At 53.5% G+C, this 23217-nt stretch carries 25 protein-coding genes; 15 read left to right on the top strand and 10 right to left on the bottom strand.

Annotated elements, in window-relative coordinates:
• The first annotated feature begins 46 nt into the window (after positions 1–46).
• The 4 genes from KQJ19_RS10305 to KQJ19_RS10290 are packed head-to-tail and all read left to right on the top strand — an operon-like array spanning position 47 to position 4754.
• The gene (locus KQJ19_RS10305; RefSeq protein WP_049282350.1) at positions 47–493 is read left to right on the top strand and encodes a PTS fructose transporter subunit IIA; all 447 of its coding nucleotides are present in this window, start codon (positions 47–49) and stop codon (positions 491–493) included.
• Between the two features lie 10 nt (positions 494–503).
• On the top strand, positions 504–1949 hold the full coding sequence (locus tag KQJ19_RS10300) for a PTS fructose-like transporter subunit IIBC (protein WP_049282349.1): 1446 nt from the start codon (positions 504–506) through the stop codon (positions 1947–1949).
• Complete coding sequence (locus KQJ19_RS10295; protein WP_016155187.1) at positions 1939–3009, top strand: aminopeptidase; 1071 nt, start codon at positions 1939–1941, stop codon at positions 3007–3009. The genes KQJ19_RS10300 and KQJ19_RS10295 overlap by 11 nt, the downstream gene beginning before the upstream one ends.
• Complete coding sequence (locus KQJ19_RS10290) at positions 3009–4754, top strand: putative frv operon regulatory protein (protein WP_047497513.1); 1746 nt, start codon at positions 3009–3011, stop codon at positions 4752–4754. Before KQJ19_RS10295 ends, KQJ19_RS10290 begins: the two co-directional genes overlap by 1 nt.
• 56 nt (positions 4755–4810) lie before the next feature.
• Here KQJ19_RS10290 and KQJ19_RS10285 read toward each other — a convergent pair whose 3' ends face one another.
• Together KQJ19_RS10285 and fdhD are read right to left on the bottom strand one after the other, a co-directional pair.
• Positions 4811–5023: a DUF1471 domain-containing protein gene (locus KQJ19_RS10285; protein WP_003825262.1), complete on the bottom strand. Its 213-nt coding sequence runs from the start codon at positions 5021–5023 to the stop codon at positions 4811–4813.
• 128 nt (positions 5024–5151) lie between these two features.
• Positions 5152–5988 (bottom strand): formate dehydrogenase accessory sulfurtransferase FdhD, encoded by an 837-nt coding sequence (fdhD, locus tag KQJ19_RS10280; protein WP_049040549.1) that lies wholly within the window; start codon positions 5986–5988, stop codon positions 5152–5154.
• Positions 5989–6182: 194 nt separating this feature from the next.
• On the opposite strand from fdhD, the gene fdnG reads away from it, so the two are divergent.
• The 4 genes from fdnG to fdhE are packed head-to-tail and all read left to right on the top strand — an operon-like array spanning position 6183 to position 11706.
• The gene (gene fdnG / locus KQJ19_RS10275; protein WP_088583081.1) at positions 6183–9233 is read left to right on the top strand and encodes a formate dehydrogenase-N subunit alpha; all 3051 of its coding nucleotides are present in this window, start codon (positions 6183–6185) and stop codon (positions 9231–9233) included.
• A 12-nt stretch (positions 9234–9245) separates the two neighbouring features.
• Positions 9246–10148 carry a formate dehydrogenase O subunit beta gene (gene fdoH, locus KQJ19_RS10270; RefSeq protein WP_003028691.1) on the top strand — a complete coding sequence of 301 codons (903 nt, stop codon included), beginning with the start codon at positions 9246–9248 and terminating at the stop codon, positions 10146–10148.
• A complete protein-coding gene (fdoI, locus tag KQJ19_RS10265; protein WP_003028686.1) occupies positions 10145–10780 on the top strand; it encodes a formate dehydrogenase cytochrome b556 subunit in 636 nt (211 codons plus the stop codon). Before fdoH ends, fdoI begins: the two co-directional genes overlap by 4 nt.
• Positions 10777–11706: a formate dehydrogenase accessory protein FdhE gene (gene fdhE, locus KQJ19_RS10260; RefSeq protein ID WP_003028685.1), complete on the top strand. Its 930-nt coding sequence runs from the start codon at positions 10777–10779 to the stop codon at positions 11704–11706. The genes fdoI and fdhE overlap by 4 nt, the downstream gene beginning before the upstream one ends.
• A gap of 36 nt (positions 11707–11742) precedes the next feature.
• On the opposite strand, the gene KQJ19_RS10255 is transcribed toward fdhE, so the two are convergent.
• Together KQJ19_RS10255 and KQJ19_RS10250 are read right to left on the bottom strand one after the other, a co-directional pair.
• On the bottom strand, positions 11743–12117 hold the full coding sequence (locus KQJ19_RS10255; protein ID WP_216403623.1) for a type II toxin-antitoxin system VapC family toxin: 375 nt from the start codon (positions 12115–12117) through the stop codon (positions 11743–11745).
• Entirely contained in the window at positions 12117–12359 is a 243-nt protein-coding gene (locus KQJ19_RS10250) for a CopG family transcriptional regulator (protein ID WP_016155181.1), read from the bottom strand. The genes KQJ19_RS10255 and KQJ19_RS10250 overlap by 1 nt, the downstream gene beginning before the upstream one ends.
• Before the next feature lie 204 nt (positions 12360–12563).
• Here KQJ19_RS10250 and KQJ19_RS10245 point away from each other — a divergent pair, with 204 nt between their 5' ends.
• The 3 genes from KQJ19_RS10245 (at position 12564) to KQJ19_RS10235 (ending at position 14338) form a co-directional block, all read left to right on the top strand.
• Complete coding sequence (locus KQJ19_RS10245) at positions 12564–13493, top strand: alpha/beta hydrolase (protein WP_216403622.1); 930 nt, start codon at positions 12564–12566, stop codon at positions 13491–13493.
• A gap of 84 nt (positions 13494–13577) precedes the next feature.
• The gene (locus KQJ19_RS10240; RefSeq protein ID WP_216403621.1) at positions 13578–13889 is read left to right on the top strand and encodes a type II toxin-antitoxin system HigB family toxin; all 312 of its coding nucleotides are present in this window, start codon (positions 13578–13580) and stop codon (positions 13887–13889) included.
• Positions 13886–14338, top strand: a complete 453-nt coding sequence (locus tag KQJ19_RS10235; RefSeq protein ID WP_141876133.1) for a helix-turn-helix domain-containing protein — start codon at positions 13886–13888, stop codon at positions 14336–14338. The genes KQJ19_RS10240 and KQJ19_RS10235 overlap by 4 nt, the downstream gene beginning before the upstream one ends.
• 17 nt (positions 14339–14355) lie before the next feature.
• Here KQJ19_RS10235 and fabY read toward each other — a convergent pair whose 3' ends face one another.
• From fabY to KQJ19_RS10205, 6 genes are all read right to left on the bottom strand, one after another.
• Entirely contained in the window at positions 14356–15297 is a 942-nt protein-coding gene (fabY, locus tag KQJ19_RS10230; RefSeq protein ID WP_049282313.1) for a fatty acid biosynthesis protein FabY, read from the bottom strand.
• Positions 15298–15341: 44 nt separating this feature from the next.
• The gene (gene dtd / locus KQJ19_RS10225; RefSeq protein ID WP_016157874.1) at positions 15342–15779 is read right to left on the bottom strand and encodes a D-aminoacyl-tRNA deacylase; all 438 of its coding nucleotides are present in this window, start codon (positions 15777–15779) and stop codon (positions 15342–15344) included.
• Positions 15776–16648, bottom strand: a complete 873-nt coding sequence (locus KQJ19_RS10220) for a virulence factor BrkB family protein (protein WP_019077938.1) — start codon at positions 16646–16648, stop codon at positions 15776–15778. The genes dtd and KQJ19_RS10220 overlap by 4 nt, the downstream gene beginning before the upstream one ends.
• Positions 16642–17241: a glucose-1-phosphatase gene (gene yihX, locus KQJ19_RS10215; RefSeq protein WP_016155174.1), complete on the bottom strand. Its 600-nt coding sequence runs from the start codon at positions 17239–17241 to the stop codon at positions 16642–16644. Before yihX ends, KQJ19_RS10220 begins: the two co-directional genes overlap by 7 nt.
• 104 nt (positions 17242–17345) lie before the next feature.
• Entirely contained in the window at positions 17346–18149 is an 804-nt protein-coding gene (locus KQJ19_RS10210) for a DeoR/GlpR family DNA-binding transcription regulator (RefSeq protein WP_016155173.1), read from the bottom strand.
• A gap of 33 nt (positions 18150–18182) precedes the next feature.
• The gene (locus KQJ19_RS10205) at positions 18183–19079 is read right to left on the bottom strand and encodes a sugar kinase (protein ID WP_216403620.1); all 897 of its coding nucleotides are present in this window, start codon (positions 19077–19079) and stop codon (positions 18183–18185) included.
• A gap of 166 nt (positions 19080–19245) precedes the next feature.
• Here KQJ19_RS10205 and yihU point away from each other — a divergent pair, with 166 nt between their 5' ends.
• The 4 genes from yihU to KQJ19_RS10185 are packed head-to-tail and all read left to right on the top strand — an operon-like array spanning position 19246 to position 23146.
• On the top strand, positions 19246–20136 hold the full coding sequence (gene yihU / locus KQJ19_RS10200; protein WP_216403619.1) for a sulfolactaldehyde 3-reductase: 891 nt from the start codon (positions 19246–19248) through the stop codon (positions 20134–20136).
• A 19-nt stretch (positions 20137–20155) separates the two neighbouring features.
• Positions 20156–21031 (top strand): sulfofructosephosphate aldolase, encoded by an 876-nt coding sequence (gene yihT / locus KQJ19_RS10195; RefSeq protein WP_016155170.1) that lies wholly within the window; start codon positions 20156–20158, stop codon positions 21029–21031.
• Between the two features lie 12 nt (positions 21032–21043).
• Positions 21044–22285, top strand: coding sequence for a sulfoquinovose isomerase (gene yihS, locus KQJ19_RS10190; RefSeq protein ID WP_016155169.1), 1242 nt, complete (start codon positions 21044–21046; stop codon positions 22283–22285).
• 18 nt (positions 22286–22303) lie between these two features.
• Positions 22304–23146 (top strand): aldose-1-epimerase, encoded by an 843-nt coding sequence (locus KQJ19_RS10185; RefSeq protein ID WP_047497486.1) that lies wholly within the window; start codon positions 22304–22306, stop codon positions 23144–23146.
• The last annotated feature ends 71 nt before the right edge of the window (positions 23147–23217 follow it).

Below are 23217 nucleotides of genomic sequence, written 5' to 3'. Positions count from 1 at the left end.
TCTCACCGTTAAAATCAAATCAAACAGTTTTTAACGGAGTCCCACCATGACAGCCCTTACAGCTAACTGCATTGACCTGAATATTCAGGGGAATAGCGTTTATGCCATCCTCAAGCAACTGGCGAATATGGCGCTTCAAAATGGCTACGTCTCTGACCGCAGCGCCTTCCTGCAAACGCTGCTGATACGCGAAAAGCTGCATTCCACCGGCTTTGGTTCGGGCATTGCCGTCCCACACGGTAAAAGCGCCTGTATCACACGCCCCTTCGTCTTGTTCGCGCGCAAATCAGAAAAAGTGGACTGGAAAGCCAGCGACGGCGAGGACGTTAACTGCTGGATCTGCCTCGGCGTGCCACAAACGGGCGAGGACGATCAGGTCAAAATTATCGGCACCCTGTGCCGCAAAATTATCCATCAAGATTTCATCAACCAACTGAAGCAAGGCGACACCGACCAGGTACTCGCCCTGCTCAATCAGACCTTAACCTCATAAGGAAGCGGCTATGGAGTCATCCTTGCGTTTAGTGGCGATTACCAACTGTCCGGCGGGTATCGCCCACACTTATATGGTGGCAGAAGCGCTGGAGCAAAAAGCGCGCTCGCTCGGCCATACGATTAAAGTCGAAACCCAGGGCTCAAGCGGCATCGAAAACCGACTGACCAGTGAAGAAATTGCCGCTGCCGATTACGTTATTCTGGCTACAGGTCGCGGCCTGAGCGGTGAAGACCGGGCGCGTTTCGCCGGGAAAAAAGTCTATGAAATAGCCATTTCCCAGGCGCTGAAAAATATCGACCTGATTTTTACGCAGTTACCGACTCATTCACAACTTTTTGCCACTGATAGCAGCGTGAAGCTGGGAAAACAGGAGGTCCAGCACGGTAGCGTGATGAGCCACCTGATGGCTGGCGTTTCCGCCGCGCTGCCGTTTGTTATTGGCGGCGGTATTCTGGTTGCCATCGCTAATATGCTGGTACAGTTCGGTTTGCCCTATGCCGATATGTCGAAAGGTGCGCCGTCGTTCACCTGGGTTGTTGAATCCATCGGCTATCTGGGTTTCACCTTTATGATCCCCATTATGGGGGCATACATCGCGTGGTCGATTGCCGATAAGCCCGCTTTTGCCCCGGCGTTTCTGGTGTGTTACCTGGCGAACGATAAAGGCCTACTCGGCACCCAGTCCGGCGCGGGGTTTCTCGGCGCGGTCGTACTCGGGCTGGCAATTGGCTACTTTGTGCTTTGGTTTCGCAAGGTTCGGCTCGGCAAAGCGTTGCAGCCGCTGCTCGGCTCCATGCTGATCCCGTTTGTCACTTTGCTGGTGTTTGGCGTGCTGACCTATTACGTCATCGGCCCGGTGATGTCCGACATCATGGGGGGGCTGCTGCACTTCCTGAACACCATTCCGCCATCAATGAAAATGGGCGCAGCCTTCCTCGTTGGCGCAATGCTGGCATTTGATATGGGCGGGCCAATCAATAAAACGGCCTGGTTCTTCTGCTTCTCACTGCTGGAAAAACATATCTATGACTGGTACGCCATCGTCGGCGTGGTGGCGCTGATGCCGCCCGTCGCGGCAGGTATCGCTACCTATTTAGCGCCAAAACTGTTTACCCAGCAGGAGAAGGCCGCCGCCAGCAGTGCGATTGTGGTGGGTGCCACCGTCGCCACCGAACCGGCAATCCCCTATGCGCTGGCCGCGCCGCTGCCGATGATTACCGCCAATACGCTCTCCGGTGGTATTACCGGCATGCTGGTCATCGCCTTTGGAATCAAACGTCTCGCGCCGGGTTTAGGTATCTTTGATCCGCTGATTGGCCTGATGTCTCCGGTGGGGTCATTTTACCTGGTGCTGGCTATCGGTCTGGCGCTGAACATTTCGTTAATTATCATCCTGAAAGGATTGTGGCTGAAACGTAAAGCCGCGCAGCAGGAGCTTGCCCATGAACATTGAGTTACTTCAGCAGTTATGCGAAGCCAGCGCCGTCAGCGGTGATGAGCAGGAAGTTCGCACTCTTCTCATTAATGCGCTGGATTCCAGCGTCGATGAAATCACTTTTGACGGCCTCGGCAGCTTTGTCGCACGCAAGGGCAACCGTGGGCCGAAGGTTGCCATCGTCGGTCACATGGATGAAGTGGGCTTTATGGTCACGCATATCGACGAAAGCGGCTTTTTGCGCTTCACCACCATTGGCGGTTGGTGGAGCCAGTCGATGCTGAACCACCGGGTCGCCATCCGCACCCGCAAGGGCGTCAAAATCCCTGGCATAATCGGCTCCGTGGCACCGCACGCCTTAACGGAAAAGCAGAAACAGCAACCTCTGACATTTGACGAAATGTTCATCGATATTGGTGCCAACAGCCGCGAAGAAGTAGAAAACCGCGGAATTGCGATCGGTGACTTCGTTAGCCCGGAAGCCAATTTCGCTCGCTGGGGCGAAGATAAGATCGTCGGCAAAGCGCTGGATAATCGCGTCGGCTGCGCCCTGATGGCCGAGCTTTTACAAACCGTGGATAACCCTGAAATTACCCTGTACGGCGTGGGCAGCGTGGAAGAAGAAGTGGGTTTACGCGGGGCGCAAACCTCAGCGGAGCATATCAAGCCCGATGTGGTGATCGTGCTGGATACTGCGGTTGCGGGCGATGTGCCCGGAATCGACAGCATTAAATACCCACTCAAGCTTGGCGAGGGCCCAGGGCTGATGCTGTTCGATAAGCGCTATTTCCCTAATCAGCAGTTGGTTGCCACATTAAAAGCGTGTGCAGAAAACAGCGGTGCGTCATTGCAGTTTTGCACCATGAAAACCGGGGCGACGGACGGTGGACGCTATAACGTTATGGGCGGCGGTCGTCCGGTGGCGGCGCTATGCCTGCCGACTCGCTATCTCCACGCCAACAGCGGCATGATTTCCGCATCGGATTACGACGCGCTGTTTACGCTGGTGCGCGAACTGCTCACCTCGCTGTCGACCGAAAAGGTCCGCGCGCTTACTGACTTTCGCCGGGAGAGTTAATGCTTTCGGAACGCCAGTTAAAATTGGTGGATCTTCTTGAACAGCAGCCGTGTTTGCTGGGCGACCTGGCGCGGCAAACTGGCGTTTCAGGCAGAACCATCCTGCGCGATATTGACTACCTCAATTTTACCCTCAGCGGTAAGGCCCGCATTCAGCCCGGTGGCAGTGCGGGCTATCAGTTGGAAATTGTCGACAGACGCGGTTATTTTCAGCTTCTGCAACGCCATGATAATGATGACCGGTTGCTGGCCTTTCTTCTGCTCAATACCTTTACACCGCGTGTACAGCTGGCTTCGGCGCTCAATTTACCTGAAACCTGGGTGGCCGATCGTCTCCCACGGTTGAAGCAGCGCTATGAGCGGGCCTTTTGTCTTGCCAGCCGCCCGGGCGTCGGTCATTTCATTGATGAACCAGAAGAAAAGCGCATTATCCTGTTGGCGAATCTGCTTAAAAAAGATCCCCTCTTAATTCCACTGCCGGGTATTACCCGGGACAATATCGACAGGCTCAATGCAGCATGTGAAAAACTTAATGAATTCCCGCTCATCTCGGGAGAGTACCTGGCAAGTCTGGTGCTGGCCGTCTATGCCCTGCGTAACCAGCTCTCCGGGTCATGGCCGGAGTGTCGGTATGTATCACTGAAAAACGCGGTGGAACAAGGAGGAGTCTACCTGGGCGAGAACGCCTTCAGAACATTGATCGGCCTTCTGGAAATCAGACAACGGCAGGCAATGACAATCTCTGCCGATGCGGTGACCTTGTTGTTAAAAAGCGTTCCCGGCATCGCTGCGTTGAACGTTATCGATACCCAACTGGTTGATAATATTACCGGCCACCTGCTGAGATGCGTCTCTGCCCCGGTTTGGGTACCAGAACATCGCCAGAGCAGTATGCACAACCTGAAGTCGACCTGGCCTGCCGCCTTCGATTTGAGTCTGCGTTTTATTGCCCTGTTGCGTGAAAAACTGGATATCCCACTGTTCGATAGCGACCTCATCGGGCTTTACTTCGCCTGCGCCCTGGAGCGCCATCAAAACGAGCGCCAGCCGGTCATTTTGTTATCCGACCAGAATGCTATCGCCACCATCAACCAACAGGCCATTGAGCGAGATGTTCTGAATTGTCGGGTGATCATTGCGCGAAATACGAGTGAAGTCAGCGCCATCAGTGAAGAAATCACCCCACTGTTAATCATCAACAATAGTCACTATTTACTTGATGAATCTATAAAAAACACCTTAACCATCAAGAATATCATCACCGCTGCAGGTACCGAGCAGATTAAACACTTCCTCGCGACGGCCTTTATCCGCCAGCAGCCCGAACGTTTCTTTTTACAGCCGGGCAGCTTCCATTACGCCAATATGAAGGCCGAAAGCTGGCAGAGTATCATCGGCCGGATCTGCGGCCAGCTTGTGGCACAGAGCCATATCACCGAGGACGAAGCGCTGCGCATTTGCGCCCGGGAGCATGAAGGTGAAAACCTGATCGTGAATCGCCTGGCGATTCCTCATTGCTGGAGCGAACAGGAGCGCCGCTTTCGTGGTTTCTTTATTACCCTCGCACACCCTATTCTGGTGAATAACGAACCGGTCAGCCATGTCCTGATCGCCTGTGCCGCCGCCGAGGCGCGGCATGAGCTAAAAATCTTCAGTTATTTATCCAGCGTGCTGAGCAGCCATCCGGCAGAAACTATTGCGGGATTGAAAGACTATAACGCGTTTATCGAATTGCTCAGGCAGTGAATACCGGAAATGAAAAAAGCGCCTCAAGGGCGCTCTTTCGACAGTACTGAGGTATCTTATTTCAGCAGTTCAGCGGTCATGTGCACGCGGTTGCCGGTGTATGCCTGAGTGATTTTATAATCGCTGGCACCTGCACGTTCAGCCTGAGCGGCAATTTTTGCTTCAGCGCTTTCCAGTGTAGAACCGGTTGCGGTAACTGTCTGAGCAGCGAAAGAACCGAAAGAAGTAGCCAGAGCGATAACTGCGACAAAAGTTTTGATGCTTTTCATGATATAAACCCTTTAACTTAGTTGTTTGATTAAGGCACCGTGCCTTGATGTGATAAATAATAGCCATCTCATCGCACAACTAAAAGCGGAAGGATTTGCCAGTCTTATTCAAATTAATTGAACACTGGTTACTCAGTTATCAGACGCTCGGGATGTGTATAAATCGTCGCCCGGCCCGGTTTGCAAAAACCCACCAGCGTCAGGTTACAGCGTTCGGCAACTTCCACAGCGAGCGTTGTCGCCGCAGAAACAGCAAACAGGATTTCCACGCCGCACATTGCCGACTTCTGCACCATCTCGTAGCTGGCGCGGCTGGAGACTAATACCGCGCCCTGCTGCCAGGTTTCCCCTTCGATCGCACGTCGTCCCAGCAGTTTATCCAGCGCAACATGACGTCCAACATCTTCATGCCCGCCCGCCAGATGACCTGACGGCTGTACCCAGGCAGCCGCGTGCGTGCAGCCTGTCAGTTGCCCAACAGGCTGGAAATCAGGGAGATGCCTTAAGGCGTTATCGAGATGCGCCAGATTGAATGTCTGGGTAAACGGCAGCGGCTGGACCGGTTTGCCAATATCATTAAGTTGTTCCACGCCACAAACACCGCAGCCAGTCCGACCGGCCAGTGCGCGACGACGCTCTTTCAGCCCCATAAAGCGCCGGCTGGACAGCTCAACCTGCACTTCTAATCCGTTGCAGGAAGGCACCACGTCCATCCCGTAAATATCTTGCGAGGACTCAATAATGCCTTCAGAAAGTGAAAAACCCATCGCGAAGTGCTCAAGATCTTTCGGTGATGCCATCATCACCACGTGTGAAATCCCGTTGTATACCAGCGCCACAGGCACTTCTTCAGCTACCTCATCTGGCTGAGGATGTTGCAAGTCCTCGCGCTTCCAGAGGGTCAACTGACGAGATCCTGTCGGAGATGTCACATTCTTGATGTTTTCTTGAATAATCTTATTCACTTTCTTTTAACCGTATTGGAACACGCATACCAACATTGTGGTATTCTTTACAAATCCCTCCTGGACGGAGGGAAATTCACCCAATTCTGGACCTTTGCGGTCCCGTCCGCAAAGAAAAATAACAACCACTTCCCTCGCGTTCGCGTTATAGGAAAACGAAGGGAACGTGACAATGTCGAAACAAGGAGCGAACCATGCAGGTCAGCAGAAGGCAGTTCTTTAAGATCTGCGCTGGCGGTATGGCAGGCACCACGGCAGCGGCACTGGGCTTTGCACCCGGCGTAGCGCTAGCGGAAACACGGCAATATAAATTGCTGCGCACCCGCGAAACCCGTAACACCTGCACTTACTGTTCCGTTGGCTGTGGACTGTTAATGTACAGTCTCGGTGACGGAGCAAAAAACGCCAAAGCATCCATCTTCCATATCGAAGGGGACCCGGATCACCCGGTGAACCGTGGCGCACTGTGCCCGAAAGGGGCAGGACTTGTGGACTTCATCCACTCTGAAAGCCGCCTGAAATTCCCGGAATACCGCGCACCTGGCTCTGATAAGTGGCAACAGATTAGCTGGGATGAGGCATTTGACCGCATCGCTAAGCTGATGAAAGAAGATCGCGACGCTAACTACGTTGCACAAAACGCCGAAGGCGTAACCGTTAACCGCTGGCTTTCCACCGGGATGCTGTGTGCTTCCGCTTCCAGTAACGAAACCGGCTATTTAACACAAAAATTCTCCCGCGCGCTTGGTATGCTCGCGGTCGACAACCAGGCACGCGTCTGACACGGACCAACGGTAGCAAGTCTTGCTCCAACATTTGGTCGCGGTGCGATGACCAACCACTGGGTCGACATTAAAAACGCCAACCTCGTTGTGGTAATGGGCGGTAACGCCGCTGAAGCTCACCCGGTCGGGTTCCGCTGGGCGATGGAAGCCAAAATTCACAACGGCGCGAAGCTGATTGTTATCGATCCGCGCTTTACGCGAACCGCGGCGGTGGCTGATTTCTATGCTCCGATTCGTTCCGGTACTGACATTGCTTTCCTGTCAGGCGTTTTGCTGTACCTGCTGAACAACGAAAAATTCAACCGCGAATACACTGAAGCCTATACCAACGCAAGCCTGATCGTGCGTGAGGATTACGGTTTCGAAGATGGCCTGTTTACCGGCTACGACGCGGACAAACGCAAGTATGACAAAACCAGTTGGAACTACGAACTGGATGAAAAAGGCTTCGCCAAACGCGATGTCACCCTGCAACACCCGCGCTGCGTATGGAACCTGCTGAAACAGCACGTCTCCCGCTACACGCCGGACGTCGTAGAAAATATCTGCGGTACGCCAAAGGCCGACTTCCTGAAGGTCTGTGAGTACATCGCAGAAACAAGCCGCCCAGATAAAACCGCGTCGTTCCTGTACGCACTGGGCTGGACGCAACACTCCGTTGGTGCGCAGAACATCCGTACCATGGCGATGATCCAGTTGCTGCTGGGTAATATGGGGATGGCAGGCGGCGGCGTTAACGCCCTGCGCGGACACTCTAACATTCAGGGTCTGACCGACTTAGGTCTGCTGTCACAAAGCCTGCCGGGCTATATGACGCTGCCAAGCGAGAAGCAAACTGACCTGCAAACTTACCTTGCCGCCAACACGCCAAAACCGTTGCTGGAAGGCCAGGTGAACTACTGGGGCAACTACCCGAAATTCTTCGTTTCGATGATGAAAGCCTTCTTTGGCGATAAAGCGACAGCGGAAAACAGCTGGGGCTTCGACTGGCTGCCGAAGTGGGATAAAGGGTACGACGTCCTGCAGTACTTCGAGATGATGAACCAGGGCAAAGTGAATGGCTATATCTGCCAGGGCTTTAACCCGGTCGCATCATTCCCGAATAAAAACAAGGTGGTGGCTTCGCTATCCAAACTGAAGTTCCTGGTCACCATCGACCCGCTCAACACAGAGACCTCCACCTTCTGGCAGAACCACGGTGAGTCGAACGATGTTGACCCGTCGAAAATCCAGACCGAAGTCTTCCGTCTGCCGTCCACCTGCTTCGCCGAAGAGAACGGTTCTATCGTCAACTCCGGTCGCTGGCTGCAGTGGCACTGGAAAGGTGCGGATGCCCCGGGGATTGCCGTTACCGATGGTGAAATCCTCGCAGGTATCTTCCTGCGTCTGCGCAAAATGTATGCCGAACAGGGTGGCGCGAACCCGGAACAGGTGCTGAGCATGACCTGGAACTACTCCACACCACACGAACCGGCTTCGGAAGAAGTGGCGATGGAGAGCAACGGTAAAGCCCTGGCCGACATTATCGACCCGGCCACCGGTGCCGTTATCGTCAAGAAAGGCCAACAGCTTAGCTCGTTCGCCCAACTGCGTGACGACGGTACCACCTCCAGCGGCTGCTGGATTTTTGCCGGTAGCTGGACGCCGGAAGGCAACCAAATGGCACGTCGCGATAACGCCGATCCGTCAGGCCTTGGCAATACGCTGGGCTGGGCATGGGCGTGGCCGCTCAACCGCCGCATTCTGTATAACCGCGCCTCCGCTGACCCGCAGGGAAATCCGTGGGATCCAAAACGTCAGATCCTGAAATGGGACGGGGCGAAATGGAGCGGGATGGATATTCCAGACTACAGTGCCGCCGCGCCGGGCAGCAACGTTGGGCCGTTCATCATGCAGCCGGAAGGGATGGGACGCCTGTTTGCTATCGATAAGATGGCAGAAGGTCCGTTCCCGGAACACTACGAGCCGTTTGAAACGCCGCTGGGGACTAACCCGCTGCACCCGAACGTTATCTCTAACCCTGCCGCACGTATCTTTAAAGGTGACGCGGAAGCACTGGGTAAAGCGGATAAGTTCCCTTACGTCGGTACGACCTACCGTCTGACCGAGCACTTCCACTACTGGACTAAGCATGCGTTGCTTAACGCTATCGCCCAGCCGGAGCAGTTTGTGGAAATTGGCGAGAAGCTGGCGAATAAGCTCGGTATCTCTCATGGCGATACCGTCAAAGTCTCCTCTAACCGTGGCTACATTAAAGCCAAAGCGGTGGTGACTAAACGTATTCGCACGTTGAAGGCCAACGGTCAGGATATCGACACTATCGGTATTCCGATTCACTGGGGCTACGAAGGTGTGGCAAAAAAAGGCTTTATCGCTAACACGTTAACGCCATTCGTCGGTGATGCGAACACGCAGACGCCGGAATTTAAGTCCTTCCTCGTGAACGTGGAAAAGGTGTAACGGAGACGACCTATGGCTTATCAATCGCAAGACATCATTCGTCGTTCCGCCACTAACGGTTTCACCCCCGCGCCTCAGGCGCGGGACCATCAGGAAGAGGTGGCGAAGCTTATCGACGTCACCACCTGTATCGGCTGTAAAGCGTGTCAGGTGGCGTGTTCAGAATGGAACGACATCCGTGATGAAGTGGGCAACAACGTTGGAGTGTACGACAACCCGGCTGATTTGACCGCTAAATCCTGGACGGTAATGCGCTTCTCGGAAGTGGAACAAAACGACAAACTGGAGTGGCTTATCCGCAAGGATGGCTGTATGCACTGCGCCGATCCGGGCTGCCTGAAGGCGTGTCCGGCCGAAGGAGCAATCATTCAGTATGCCAACGGTATCGTCGACTTCCAGTCCGAGCAGTGCATCGGCTGTGGCTACTGTATCGCGGGCTGCCCGTTCGACGTGCCGCGCCTCAACCCGGAAGACAACCGCGTTTACAAATGTACGCTGTGCGTTGACCGTGTAGTGGTTGGACAAGAACCAGCCTGCGTGAAAACGTGTCCAACCGGCGCTATTCATTTCGGCACTAAAGAGTCGATGAAAACGCTGGCCGGTGAGCGCGTGGCGGAGCTGAAAACGCGTGGTTACGAAAACGCGGGTCTGTACGATCCGGCAGGCGTTGGCGGTACGCACGTGATGTACGTATTGCACCATGCGGACAAGCCGAATCTGTACCACGGTCTGCCGGAGAACCCGGAAATCAGCGCCACCGTGAAGTTCTGGAAAGGCATCTGGAAACCTCTCGCAGCCGTCGGCTTTGCAGCGACATTTGCGGCCAGTATCTTCCACTACGTCGGCGTAGGCCCGAACCGTGCGGAAGAGGAAGAAGACAATCTGCATGAAGAAAAAGACGAGGTGCGCAAATGAAACGACGTGACACCATCGTGCGCTACACGGCGCCGGAACGCATCAACCACTGGATCACCGCCTTCTGTTTCATTCTGGCGGCAGTGAGCGGGATGGGTTTTCTCTTCCCGTCTTTTAACTGGCTGATGCACATCATGGGCACGCCGCAACTGGCGCGAATTGTGCACCCGTTTGTCGGCGTGATCATGTTTGCCTCGTTTATCATCATGTTTTTCCGTTACTGGCACCACAATCTAATCAATCGGGATGATATCTTTTGGGCGAAGAATATTCGTAAGATTGTCGTCAACGAGGAAGTAGGTGACACGGGACGTTATAACTTCGGCCAGAAATGCGTATTCTGGGCGGCGATTATCTTCCTGGTCCTGTTGCTGGTGAGCGGAGTGGTCATCTGGCGTCCGTATTTTGCGCCTGCTTTCTCAATCCCGGTGATCCGATTCGCGTTAATGCTGCATTCATTTGCCGCAGTAGCGTTAATTGTGGTTATCATGGTGCACATTTACGCCGCCCTTTGGGTGAAAGGCACCATTACCGCGATGGTGGAAGGATGGGTTACCAGCTCATGGGCGAAGAAACATCACCCGCGCTGGTACCGTGAAGTCCGCCAGAAACAGGAAAAGTCATCTGAATGAGTATTCGCATAATCCCGCAAGATGAGCTGGAGAAGAGCGAGAAACGCACGGCGGATATGATTCCGCCGTTATTATTCCCCAGACTCAAAAATTTGTATAACCGCCGCGCTGAACGTCTGCGCGAGCTGGCCGAGAACAACCCGCTGGGTGATTACCTGCGTTTTGCCGCGCTGATCGCTCACGCGCAGGAAGTGGTGTTGTACGACCATCCGCTGCAGATGGATCTGACCGCTCGCATCAAAGAAGCGAACGATCAGGGCAAACCGCCACTGGATATCCACGTTCTGCCACGCGACAAGCACTGGCAAAAACTGCTGCAATCGCTAATTGCTGAGCTGAAGCCGGAAATGAGCGGCCCTGCGTTGGCCGTAATCGAGAATCTGGAAAAAGCCTCGGAGCAGGAGCTGGAACTGATGGCCAGCGCGCTGTTTGCCTCCGATTTCGCCTCCGTCAGCAGCGACAAAGCACCGTTCATTTGGGCTGCCCTGTCGCTCTACTGGGCGCAGATGGCGAGCCTGATCCCCGGCAAAGCCCGTGCGGAATACGGCGAACAGCGTCAGTACTGCCCGGTGTGTGGTTCAATGCCGGTCTCCAGCATGGTGCAAATCGGTACCACTCAGGGGCTGCGCTATTTGCACTGCAACCTGTGCGAAACCGAGTGGCACGTGGTGCGCGTGAAGTGCAGCAACTGCGAGCAGAGCCGTGATTTGAACTACTGGTCGCTGGATAACGAACAGGCGGCAATTAAAGCTGAAAGCTGCGGCGATTGCGGGACTTACCTGAAGATTCTCTATCAGGAAAAAGACCCGAAAGTCGAGGCCGTAGCCGACGATCTCGCTTCACTGATGCTGGACGCACACATGGAGCAAGAGGGCTTTGCCCGCAGCTCCATCAACCCGTTCCTGTTCCCGGGTGAAGGGGAGTAAGTTCTTCGCACTACCGGGCGGCGCAGGTCGCCCGGGTTATAACGTATACGGTGTGACCACGCCGGATATGCCTGCAAAATCCCTGGTATTACGCGTAGCCAGTGTAAGACGATGAATCTGCGCAGTGGCCAAAATGATGGCATCCGGCAATTTCATCCCATATTCCTGCCTGATACTCACGCTTCGTTCAGCAATATCCTGTGAAACACCGATCACATTAAAAGCGCCTAGCGCAACGCGTGTGCGAGATTCCTGATGATATTTTTTTGCGCCCACCATCAACTCCATCCATGTAATGAGGCTGATTGCGTTCTGCGGCGGCCATGTTTCTATCGCTAGTTTTGCTTCACTTCGCCCGCTAAACAGGTCGATGAGGATGTTGGTATCAAAAAGCGCAGATCCTGTGACCATTACCATTCCTCACGGAGTTTACGCTGATAATCAACGCCATCTTCCTCACAACCTTGCCATAGCCCAAGAGCACGTGAAATTGTCGTTTCAGCTTGATCCTGCCTCTCAAGATACTGTTCAACAGCCTCCCGCAAAAGCTCGGCCCGCGGCAGATTACGCTGCACCTTGAGATCATCAAGACGTTTGATCACTTCGTCTGATAAATCGAGTAAAATTCTGCCCATATCCATCCCAGCCATCATACTCACATATACCTCCAGTATATCATTGGCGATTAATTTCCACACAACATACACCCGAGAAAAGCGAGAAAATAGCCTTCACGCGAACGATTTTTACTTTTGCGAGCCGCTTTCCAGAATCGTACACCCGTCACTTTTCCCATTCTCATTCGTGGCTATCCAGGTTATAAAACTGTATATCCATACAGATAAGGAAAATAATAAATGGCACTGGAAAGCGGGATTGCACAGCTGGTTGAGGCATTTATCGCAGCGGGACGCCCTTCTTCGCGCGAGCAAAATATTGATGAACGGAGAGCAGGCTACATTGCCAGCACGGTACTGGCAGGAGAAACTGAAACCCGCGTACAGGTTGAAGATATTGAACTCGATGCAATGACATTTCGCGTTGTTTCGCCGCGGGACGCCACGGGAAATCGACCCTGCGTTATCTATTATCACGGCGGCTGCTTTGTCAGTGGTGGATTCGCGACGCATGATAACCAGCTAAGGCAGCTCGCCTGGTACAGCGGCTGTCGGGTCATTGCGGTGCAGTATCGCCTTGCACCAGAGCATACTTTCCCGGCTGCACATAACGACGCTGAAACGGGAGCCAATATTATCTGGAAGTATGCCCAGAAACTGGGTGTCGATCGCGGCAGGATTACGCTTGCTGGCGACAGTGCGGGCGGGCATCTGGCGCTGATCACTGCACTGCGCCTGAAAGCTGCCAATCAATGGCAACCTGCGCAGCTAATGCTGATTTACCCGATGCTGGACGCGACCGCCAGGTTTGAGAGCTACGACCGAAATGGGCAGGATTACATTATCACACGTGACACGTTGCTTTCGGGCTACGAGATGTATTTGCCGCAAACCGATCTGCGGCATCCCGAAGCCAGCCCAGTCTGGCGTGAAGACTTCAACGGTCTGCCGCCCACGCACATCATTACAGCCGAATTCGACCCACTGCGCGATGAGGGTGAGGCCCTGTATCAACGGTTCCTGGAGCAGGGCGTGGAGTGCACCTGCCAACGCTATCTTGGCGTTATCCACGGATTTTTCCAGCTGGCAGGAGTGAGCCAGGCGGCACGAAATGTTATGCGAGATGTGGCCTGGCGCGTCGTTAATCCTATAGCAGGAAGACATGCTTGATTAATCTTTTGTTTTCATCTTGAAAACTTAATTGCCTTGCGTTATTTTGTTTTCAGGTTGAAAACCTTGTAATGGAACTACACCATGCATGTTATCAGCCGAAAACCTTTCAACGAGGCAATACTCCGTTTTCCAAATCACATGGCAGCACTCGTTGATTTGCTGAATATTTTAGAGAAAAAAATGTTCCACACTCCTGAAGAGATGAAGCAGTACATACCTTCACTGGATAATTTTAAATACAGAAATAAATGGTGGGTGATTAATGTTTCAGGTAACTGCTTGAGACTTATTGCCTATATTGATTTCAAACTGCAAAAGGTATTTGTGAAGCATATCGTTCACCATGCCGAGTATGACAGACTAACCACATACTATCGGGGTCAAAAAGAATGAGAACGCATGAAAGCCATCAGATAGACACAGCCAGTGTAAAATTGATGATCGATACCTTTACCGATGCAGTGAAAAAAATCCCCCTGTTAGGCAAAGAACAAAATGAGACAGAGTACCGAAAAGCACTCGCTTTGGTGGAGTTTCTGGTTGATCGTGACGACCTGGAAAACCCGTTGTTTGAGCTGCTTTCAGCTCGGATCCGCGACTACGAAAAACATGCGCCTGAGTTCAGTGCCCTCAACCAACAACTGGAACATACTCCTCATGGCGTTGCGTTACTGCGTACGCTCATGGATCAATATGGTCTCAAAGCAGCAGATCTTGCCAACGAACTTGGTTCAAAATCCAATGTCAGCAACATCTTGAATGGTCGCAGAGCACTGACTGTAAGTCATATTAAAATGCTCGCAGAACGCTTTAACCTTCCGGCAGACGCATTCATCGAGTAAAGAGGATCCCCTCTGACCTACTCTTCCTCATTCCCGCCCTCTTCATATGCGCCAAACGGTTTCGCGGGTAGCACAATGTAGGTACCTTCAAACACGACGCCCGGCGTGTCATCGCCAAACACCCCGACCTGCATCTGAACGCGCGCCTTGCGGCCTCTTGCCAGACGGTCCAGGTCACCGCTCAGCGAGCCCAGATCGGCAATAGCGGTAGGTTTCCCGGTAATTGGCCTGCTATATCGGATATGCGCGTCGGCGAGGATTATCGTCCCCCCCAGATGACGCTCGCGCAGCATCAGCCAGATAAGCCCCCAGCCCGTTAACGTCGCCAGTGAAAACAGGCTTCCGGCAAACAGCGTATGGTGCGGGTTCTGATTGCCAGTCTCTGGCATCGTCGTAATAAATTTCTGCCCGGTGTACTGCTGAATGCGCACGCCCATTTTCTCACTCAATGGAATATGTTCGTACCAGGCTTGCTGTAGCTGTCCGCACCAGTCCCCGCGATGGAGAATGTCGTCCAGCGTTGCGATGGGTTTAATCATCAAAAAATGGCGCACCGGCGTGGTTTGTGGCGTGGTAATTTCGCCCTGACTCACAAACCCCAGTTTGGCGAAAAATTCGACCGCATCTTCACGGGCGCTACAGGTTACGCGCTTTACCCCTTCCTGACGCGCCACAGACTCCAGGGTCATCGCCATCAGCGTGCCCAACCCTTTCTCCTGCACTGAGGGGTCAACGGCCATAAAGCGTATGGAGGCTTCGTTATCCGCATTGATATACAGACGCCCGACCGCGACCAGATTTCCCTCTTCGTCCATCACCATCTGGTGATGCGCCATCGCGTCCCAGGCATCCCGTTCGGAGCCTTTGGGCTGGTGCAACGGTTTACGCAACATCTCCCAGCGAAACTGGTAGTAACGCTCCAACTCTTCTTCTGTTTGCGGTACTCGAAGGTGATACATAGTCGTATTCTCTCTTGTTGCCCGCGGCCACACCGGTAGCTGGTTCATACTTGTAACCAGAACGTCACGGGGCCATCATTAACCAGTGAAACCTGCATATCCGCAGCGAATCGACCGGTTTGCGTATTCATTTCCTGTTGGCGGCAACGCTCAACAAAGTATTCATACAGCGCTTCTGCCCGCTCGGGCGAAGCGCCTTTCGAAAACCCCGGGCGCATGCCACGTTCGGTATCTGCCGCCAGCGTGAACTGTGAAACCACCAGCACACTGCCACCTGATTGCTGCACGTTGAGGTTCATTTTTCCTTCGGCATCGCTAAAGATTCGATAGCCGAGTACGCGCTCGCACAGACGGTTTGCTTTCTGTTCGTCATCATCCCTTTCGACACCTAACAGGACCAAAAGTCCTGGGCCAATTTCACCCGTCACCTCGCCCTCCACGGTGACGCTGGCACGGGTTACGCGCTGAATTAATGCAATCATGGTTGATCTGCTTCTTCTTGTTCTGCGGCTTGTTTAAGTTTGCGGTATTCCCCGAGAGTGACAGTTATTTCCGCGCCAAGCAAGACGATACACCACGTCCAGTATACCCAGACAAATAAAATAGGGATCACCGCCAGGACACCGTAAATGAGCTGATACGACGGGAACATCGTGATGTAGAGCGCAAATCCTTTCTTTCCGGCCTCGAACAACACGGCGGCCACAAAGGCGCCAATAACCGCATCACGATTGGGCACACGCGTAGTCGGTACAATGCTGTAAAGCAGCCAGAACGAGAGCCAGGAAAGCACCAGAGGGAAAATACGCAAGACGTCATCAATCACCGAGTTGAGATCGCTGGCCCAGCGCAATGACAACAAATAAGAGCTGATCGCCAGACTGGCCCCCGCCAGCAGCGGCCCCAGCGTTAAGATCATCCAGTAGACGGCGAAAGAGTAAACTTTGGGACGAGTGCGCTTACTGCGCCAGATAGTATTCAGAGCATTATCAATGGCATACATCAGCAATAACGCCGTGACAATCAGCCCACATGCCCCAACGGCCGTCATTTTGTTCGAGTTGGCGACAAACTGTTCGATATAACGCTGGATGACGTCTCCCGTCGCCGGGATAAAATTTGCGAAAATAAAATGACGTAGCTGGGCACTGACGTCGGAAAACATCGGAAATGCGGCGAAAAGAGCAAACACAACGGCGATAAGCGGCACTAATGAGAGCAGTGAAACGTAGGCAAGATTCCCTGCCAGCGTCGTCATGTTGTCCTCATCAATCCGCTGCCATAGTAGCTTCAGCCAGGCCCGTACAGGACGCGTATGGTGCCTGGCTTGTTGCTGAACATTTTTTAGCATAACAACTTCGCGAAATAGTCAGGAATGGTCGTTTTATCGACGACCTGGATACTGGTAATCCCTAACCGGTTAGCTCCTTCAATATTATCGGCGTTGTCGTCAAAAAAGACCGCATCTTCCGCAGAAAAACCTTCAGACTGCAGGACATGCTGGTAAATCCGCGCTTCCGGTTTTCGCATGCCCAGATCCTGGGAAAGATAAATATGGTCAGCAGCCTGACGAATTTCAGGATATTCATCCGGCCAAAATGTTGTGTGCAGACGGTTAGTATTCGACAAGACGACCACCCGATGCCCCTGCTCACGCAGCTTATGCATGATGTCGATGACTTCAGGGCGCAATGCCACAAAAACGGCCTGCCAGCCGTGAGAGAACTGCTCGTAACTTAGCGGCAGCGCCATGTCATGACATAGCGCCTCGGCAAAGGCTTCATCCGTTATTTCACCTCGCTCGTGCTGGTGAAAAGCCTCCCCCATGGTGAAACTTTGCTTCAGCGAGGCCAGCGGTACACGGCTCAGATCGCTCCATGTGCCCAACACGCGGTTGAAGTCGATATCGACAATCACATTACCTAAATCAAAGATATAGAGCATGCCCTTCTCCTTATTCGCCGTGGATGAATAACTGTAGCGGGAAAGGAGAAGTTTGACTATGTGAGAGTGATGGCTTCGAACTTATCGAGCCATCATCTGAGGAATTACACGGCCAAAGCATCATCTTGTGAAGGACTCACCTGCACAATTTCAACCTGTTGTGACTGGAGTAAATTATGCAATGCGGGACCTGGGTATTCATCGGTAAACAGCGCGGTCACCTGAGAGACGTTACCAATTTCTACCGCGGCAGAAGCCGTATATTTCGTATGATCCGCTGCCAGCAGAATGTGTCTTGAGTGCGACATCATCGTTTTCACTACGCTGGCTTCATTGACATCAAACTCCAGCAGCGCGCCATCACTTTCGATCGCGCCAACGCTGGTTACCAGGTAGTCGGCCCGAAAATCAGCGACAAATGCCGAGGCAGAAGGACCAATGATGCCACTGTTGTGCGGGCGTAACGTTCCCCCCGGCACCATGACTTCAAAACGTGGATTGTTATAAAGAATGTGCGCCACGCGCAGACTGTTGGTGATAATGCGCAAATGATTATGGTTTAACAGCGAGCGGGCCACCTGCTCAACGGTGGTGCCAATGGTAATAAACACCGTTGACCCATCGGGAATGTAGTCCGCCACCGCTTCCGCGATGGCTTTTTTCTCCTCCGTCCAGGAGACTTCACGCTGCTCAAACGCCGTATTCACCACGCTGGAGGCTCTACCCGCGCCACCATGATGACGCGTAATTAATCCCTGCTCGCTGAGTTTACGAATATCACGACGCACGGTCTGCGTGGACACGTCCAGCAGGCTGGCCAGCTCGTCGATATTCATATAACCGCGCTCGCTAATCAGCATAAGCAGTTGATCGTGTCGCGGGTTACCGGTCAGTTCGGTAAGACTCATGAAATTTCCTCGAAAAACCATTGCCCTGGCATTTTATACAAAAAGTGACAGAAAAGATCGGGTTTGATCACAGTCAGGGATTCCAGCCCTTCCTCCCGGACGCGTACATTTTAGCGCAGCAACTCCGCTGGCGAACCTGACGGCCTCTTCCGGGAGGCCGCCGCCGGCCAGGCTAAACGCGAGCGCACCGTGGAAAACATCCCCCGCCCCCGTTGTGTCAACAACGTCGACTTTAAATCCAGATTGATGCTGCAACGTATTATTTTTTATCCAGTTGCAGCCTGCACTGCCCCGCGTTACATACACGTGACCATTTGTGAGCGTTTGTGCTTGTTTCAGTCCGGCTTCAGGATCGTTTATCCCGGTTAAACGCGCCAGACCGGGTTCAGAAAACGCAGCATGATCGCTTAATGCCACCAACTCGCGGATATCTTGTGGCGTTACGTCACCATCCAGTACCGTCATCACTCCCGCCCGACGTGCCAATGTGAACGCCTGCCTGGCCCCTTCGTGCCAGCGAACATCCGCCAACACCACATCCCACTGGGTAAAATCGATCTCATTGAGCCAGTCAGCATCATGCAGTAAATCCGGGCTGGGATAGTTAACGATAATCCTTTCCCCTTGCGCATCAACCATAATTGCCGATTGTGAAGACTTCGCCCCCGCGTAGCGCCGGGAATAGCGGGTATTTACCCCCAGGGACTCCAGCTCCGCCAGCAAGCTATTTCCGGTATCGTCATCGCCCACACGGCCAATAAAGTCCACCTTAGCGCCCAGCTTCGCTGCAGCCACTGCGGCCGTTGCAGCAGGCCCGCCGCCCACTTCCGTATAACGCTTCGCCACATACTTACCTCCTTCAGTCGGTAAACCTTCCACGTAATAGATGCGATCCATCACGGCAATACCTACACAAGCAATACGAATCATGGTCGTTCCTTAGGCGTTTCAAGATGGGATCATTTTAATTTCACAAAATGTTTAAAAAGTGACGGCTGTCAATTTTTTGACCATAAATTACAAATACGATCAAAAACAGACAGAAACAAACGACCTTAAATGACAAAAAATGACATCCACGTCTCAGGAGAACGTTATGGCAGTTATAGCATTTATCGGATTAGGTCAGATGGGTTCACCCATGGCGAGCAACTTGCTGAAGCAGGGTCATCAACTCAGCGTCTTTGACGTTAACCCGGATGCCGTTCAGCGCCTGGTGGAAAAAGGAGCACAGCCTGCCAGTAGCCCAGCTCAGGCAGCACAAGGTGCAGAATTTGTCATCACCATGCTGCCAAACGGCGATCTGGTGCGCAGCGTATTGTTCGGCGAGCAGGGTATTTGCGAAAGCCTCTCCCAGCAGGCGTTAGTAATTGATATGTCGACTATTCACCCACTGCAAACCGATAAACTCATCGCCGATATGCGTGCCAAAGGCTTCGATATGATGGATTGCCCGGTTGGACGCACCTCCGATCACGCCATAGCGGGAACGCTGTTGCTGCTGGCAGGTGGAACGGCACAGCAGGTAGAACGCGCCACACCGGTTCTGATGGCGATGGGTAATGAATTGATCAATGCAGGTGGTCCCGGCATGGGGATCCGCGTGAAGCTCATCAACAACTACATGAGTATCGCGCTAAACGCCCTCTCTGCCGAAGCCACCGTGTTGTGCGAGGCACTTGGTCTCTCCTTCGATGTGGCTTTGCAAGTCATGAGCGGCACCCCCGCCGGAAAAGGCCACTTTACTACCTCCTGGCCGAACAAAGTGCTGAAAGGCGATCTTTCCCCGGCTTTCATGATCGATTTAGCTCACAAGGATCTTGGCATCGCCCTGGACGTTGCCAACCAATTGCACGTGCCGATGCCGCTCGGCGCCGCTTCCCGCGAAGTTTATAACCAGGCACGCGCCGCTGGCCGTGGCCGGGAAGACTGGACCGCAATACTCGAGCAGGTTCGGGCATCTGCCGGACTGAATTCCCAACTTTGATAAGTAAAAGGACTGAACAATGACCAAGTACACCCTGAAAGATATCACCCGAGCTTCCGGCGGGTTTGCCATGCTGGCGGTCGATCAGCGCGAAGCCATGCGCTTAATGTTTGCCGCCGCGGGTGCAAAATCCCCGGTCAATGACAGCGTGCTGACCGATTTCAAAGTCAATGCGGCGAAGATCCTTTCCCCCTATGCCTCCGCCATTCTGGTCGATCAGCAGTTCTGCTACCGCCAGGTTGTAGAGCAAAACGCGGTCGCCAAAAACTGCGCCATGATTGTGGCCGCTGATGAGTTCATTCCGGGTAACGGTATTCCGGTCGATAGCGTGGTGATTGATAAAAAAATCGACCCGCAGACCGTGAAGCAAGATGGTGCCAAGGCCCTCAAACTGCTGGTGCTGTGGCGTAGCGATGAAGATGCCCAACAACGTCTTGATATGGTGGGAGAATTCAATGAACTGTGCCATTCCAATGGCCTGCTGAGCATCATCGAGCCGGTTGTTCGCCCACCACGTCGTGGCGATAAGTTCGATCGTGAACAGGCCATTATCGATGCCGCGAAAGAACTGGGTGATAGCGGTGCCGATCTCTACAAGGTCGAAATGCCTCTGTACGGCAAAGGAACCCAACAAGAGCTGCTTAGCGCCTCTCAGCGCCTGAATGAAAACATCAACATGCCGTGGGTCATTCTCTCCTCCGGTGTGGATGAAAAACTGTTCCCACGCGCGGTCAGCGTAGCAATGACCGCTGGCGCATCCGGCTTCCTGGCCGGACGTGCGGTCTGGTCATCCGTGGTTGGCCTGCCGGATACCGAACTGATGCTGCGTGATGTTTCCGCACCTAAGTTGCAGCGTCTGGGCGATATCGTCGATGAAATGATGGCCCGGCGCTAAGAGGATCTCAGAATGAAATGGTTTAACACCCTAAGCCACAACCGCTGGCTGGAGCAGGAAACAGATCGCATCTTTAACTTTGGTAAGAACGCTGCGGTACCTACCGGATTTGGCTGGCTGGGAAACAGTGGTCAGGTCAGAGCAGATATGGGGACACATCTGTGGATCACCGCCCGCATGCTGCACGTCTACTCCGTTGCCGCGTCAATGGGTCGGCCTGGCGCATACCAACTGGTCGATCACGGCATTAAAGCGCTGAACGGTGCGCTACGCGACACACGCTACGGCGGTTGGTACGCCTGCGTAAATGACGAAGGCGTGATGGACGCCTCCAAGCAGGGTTATCAGCATTTCTTCGTCTTGCTCGGCGCGGCAAGCGCGGTCACTACCGGTCATCCACAGGCCAGACAATTGTTGGATGATGCCATCGAGGTGATTGAAAAGTACTTCTGGAGCGAAGACGAGCAGATGTGCCTGGAGTCCTGGGACGAAGCCTTCAGCCAGACGGAAGATTACCGTGGCGGTAACGCCAACATGCACGCGGTCGAGGCTTTCCTGATCGTTTATGACGTTACCCATGACCGTAAATGGCTCGATCGCGCACTGCGAATTGCTTCGGTGATTATTCACGACGTGGCCCGCAGCGGGGAGTATCGCGTCAACGAGCACTTCGATTCACAGTGGAACCCAATCCGCGATTACAACAAGGATAACCCTGCTCACCGTTTCCGCGCATACGGCGGCACGCCGGGCCACTGGATCGAATGGGGCCGTCTGATGCTGCATCTGCATGCCGCGTTGGAAGCCCGCTTCGAAACGCCTCCCGCCTGGCTGCTGGAAGATGCCAAAGGCTTGTTCCACGCCACCATCCGTGATGCCTGGGCACCGGACGGTGCGGATGGTTTTGTCTATTCGGTGGACTGGGACGGTAAACCAATCGTTCGCGAAAGAGTGCGTTGGCCGATAGTCGAAGCCATGGGTACCGCCTATGCCTTGTATACCCTCACCGGCGACAGCCAGTACGAAGCCTGGTACCAGAAGTGGTGGGATTACTGCATCACCTATCTGATGGACTACGAGACCGGTTCATGGTGGCAGGAGTTGGACACCGATAACAAAGTGACCACCAAAGTCTGGGACGGTAAGCAGGACATTTATCACCTGCTGCACTGCCTGGTAATCCCGCGTCTACCGCTGGCTCCGGGCCTTGCTCCGGCGGTTGCTGCCGGTCTTCTGGATATCAACGCCAAATAAGTCACAAGGATAGCAGCCATGCATAGTGGTGGAAAAACCATTCATCTTCAGGCCGGACACTACCAGGCGAAAATCGTCACGGTTGGCGCTGGGCTAGCAGAATTGATGCATCGTGGGCGTCACATCGTTATTCCACATAAGCCGGAAGAGATGCCGCAGGCGCATTTAGGAAAAGTGTTAGTCCCATGGCCAAACCGCGTTGCAGACGGCTGCTATCAACATAACGGCAAGACCTTCCAGCTTGCCGTTAACGACCCTATTTCGCATACCGCCATTCACGGGCTGTTGGCCTGGCGGGACTGGCAGATTAACCAGCAGTCGGCATCGGAAGTGTCGCTGATGATTTTTCTGCCGCCCTCTTATGGTTATCCCTTTGCGCTGGTTTCAGAGGTGATTTACCGACTCGGGGCAGACTGTGGATTGCACGTGTTTATTCGTACACAGAATGTGGGTGATGAAATCGCACCGTATGGCGCGGGAGCACATCCTTACTTGACCTGCAATCTACACCCCATCGATGGCTGTGAATTAACGCTTCCGGCGAGTGAAGAAACATGTGGTGAACGGGATTTCACCACGCCGCGACTCATTGCGCAGACCACTATCGATCATACGTTCAGGACGTTGCCACCTGATGCAGAGTGGGAAGTCAGGATAACCAGTCAATCGCAAAACATGTCCACCTTTTTACGCAGCCACCAGCCCTGGCTGCAGATATATACCGGCGAGAAATTAGCAAGGCGCGGCCTGGCAGTTGAACCGATGACCTGCCCGCCAGACGCCTTTAACTCCGGAATTAGCCTGATTCATCTCGCGCCCGGAGAAGCGCATCAGATGCATTTTTTAATCGGCAGTGAATAACAGTTTTCCGACAAATTACCGAATTACCCTATTTTTACGGAGACGATAATGAATTCGCTACAACAACGGTC

The sequence above is a fragment of the Citrobacter sp. S46_ASV_140 genome, assembly GCF_018919545.1.
Taxonomy (GTDB): Bacteria; Pseudomonadota; Gammaproteobacteria; order Enterobacterales; family Enterobacteriaceae; genus Citrobacter; species Citrobacter braakii.
This window is presented reverse-complemented; position numbering and strand designations above follow the sequence as displayed.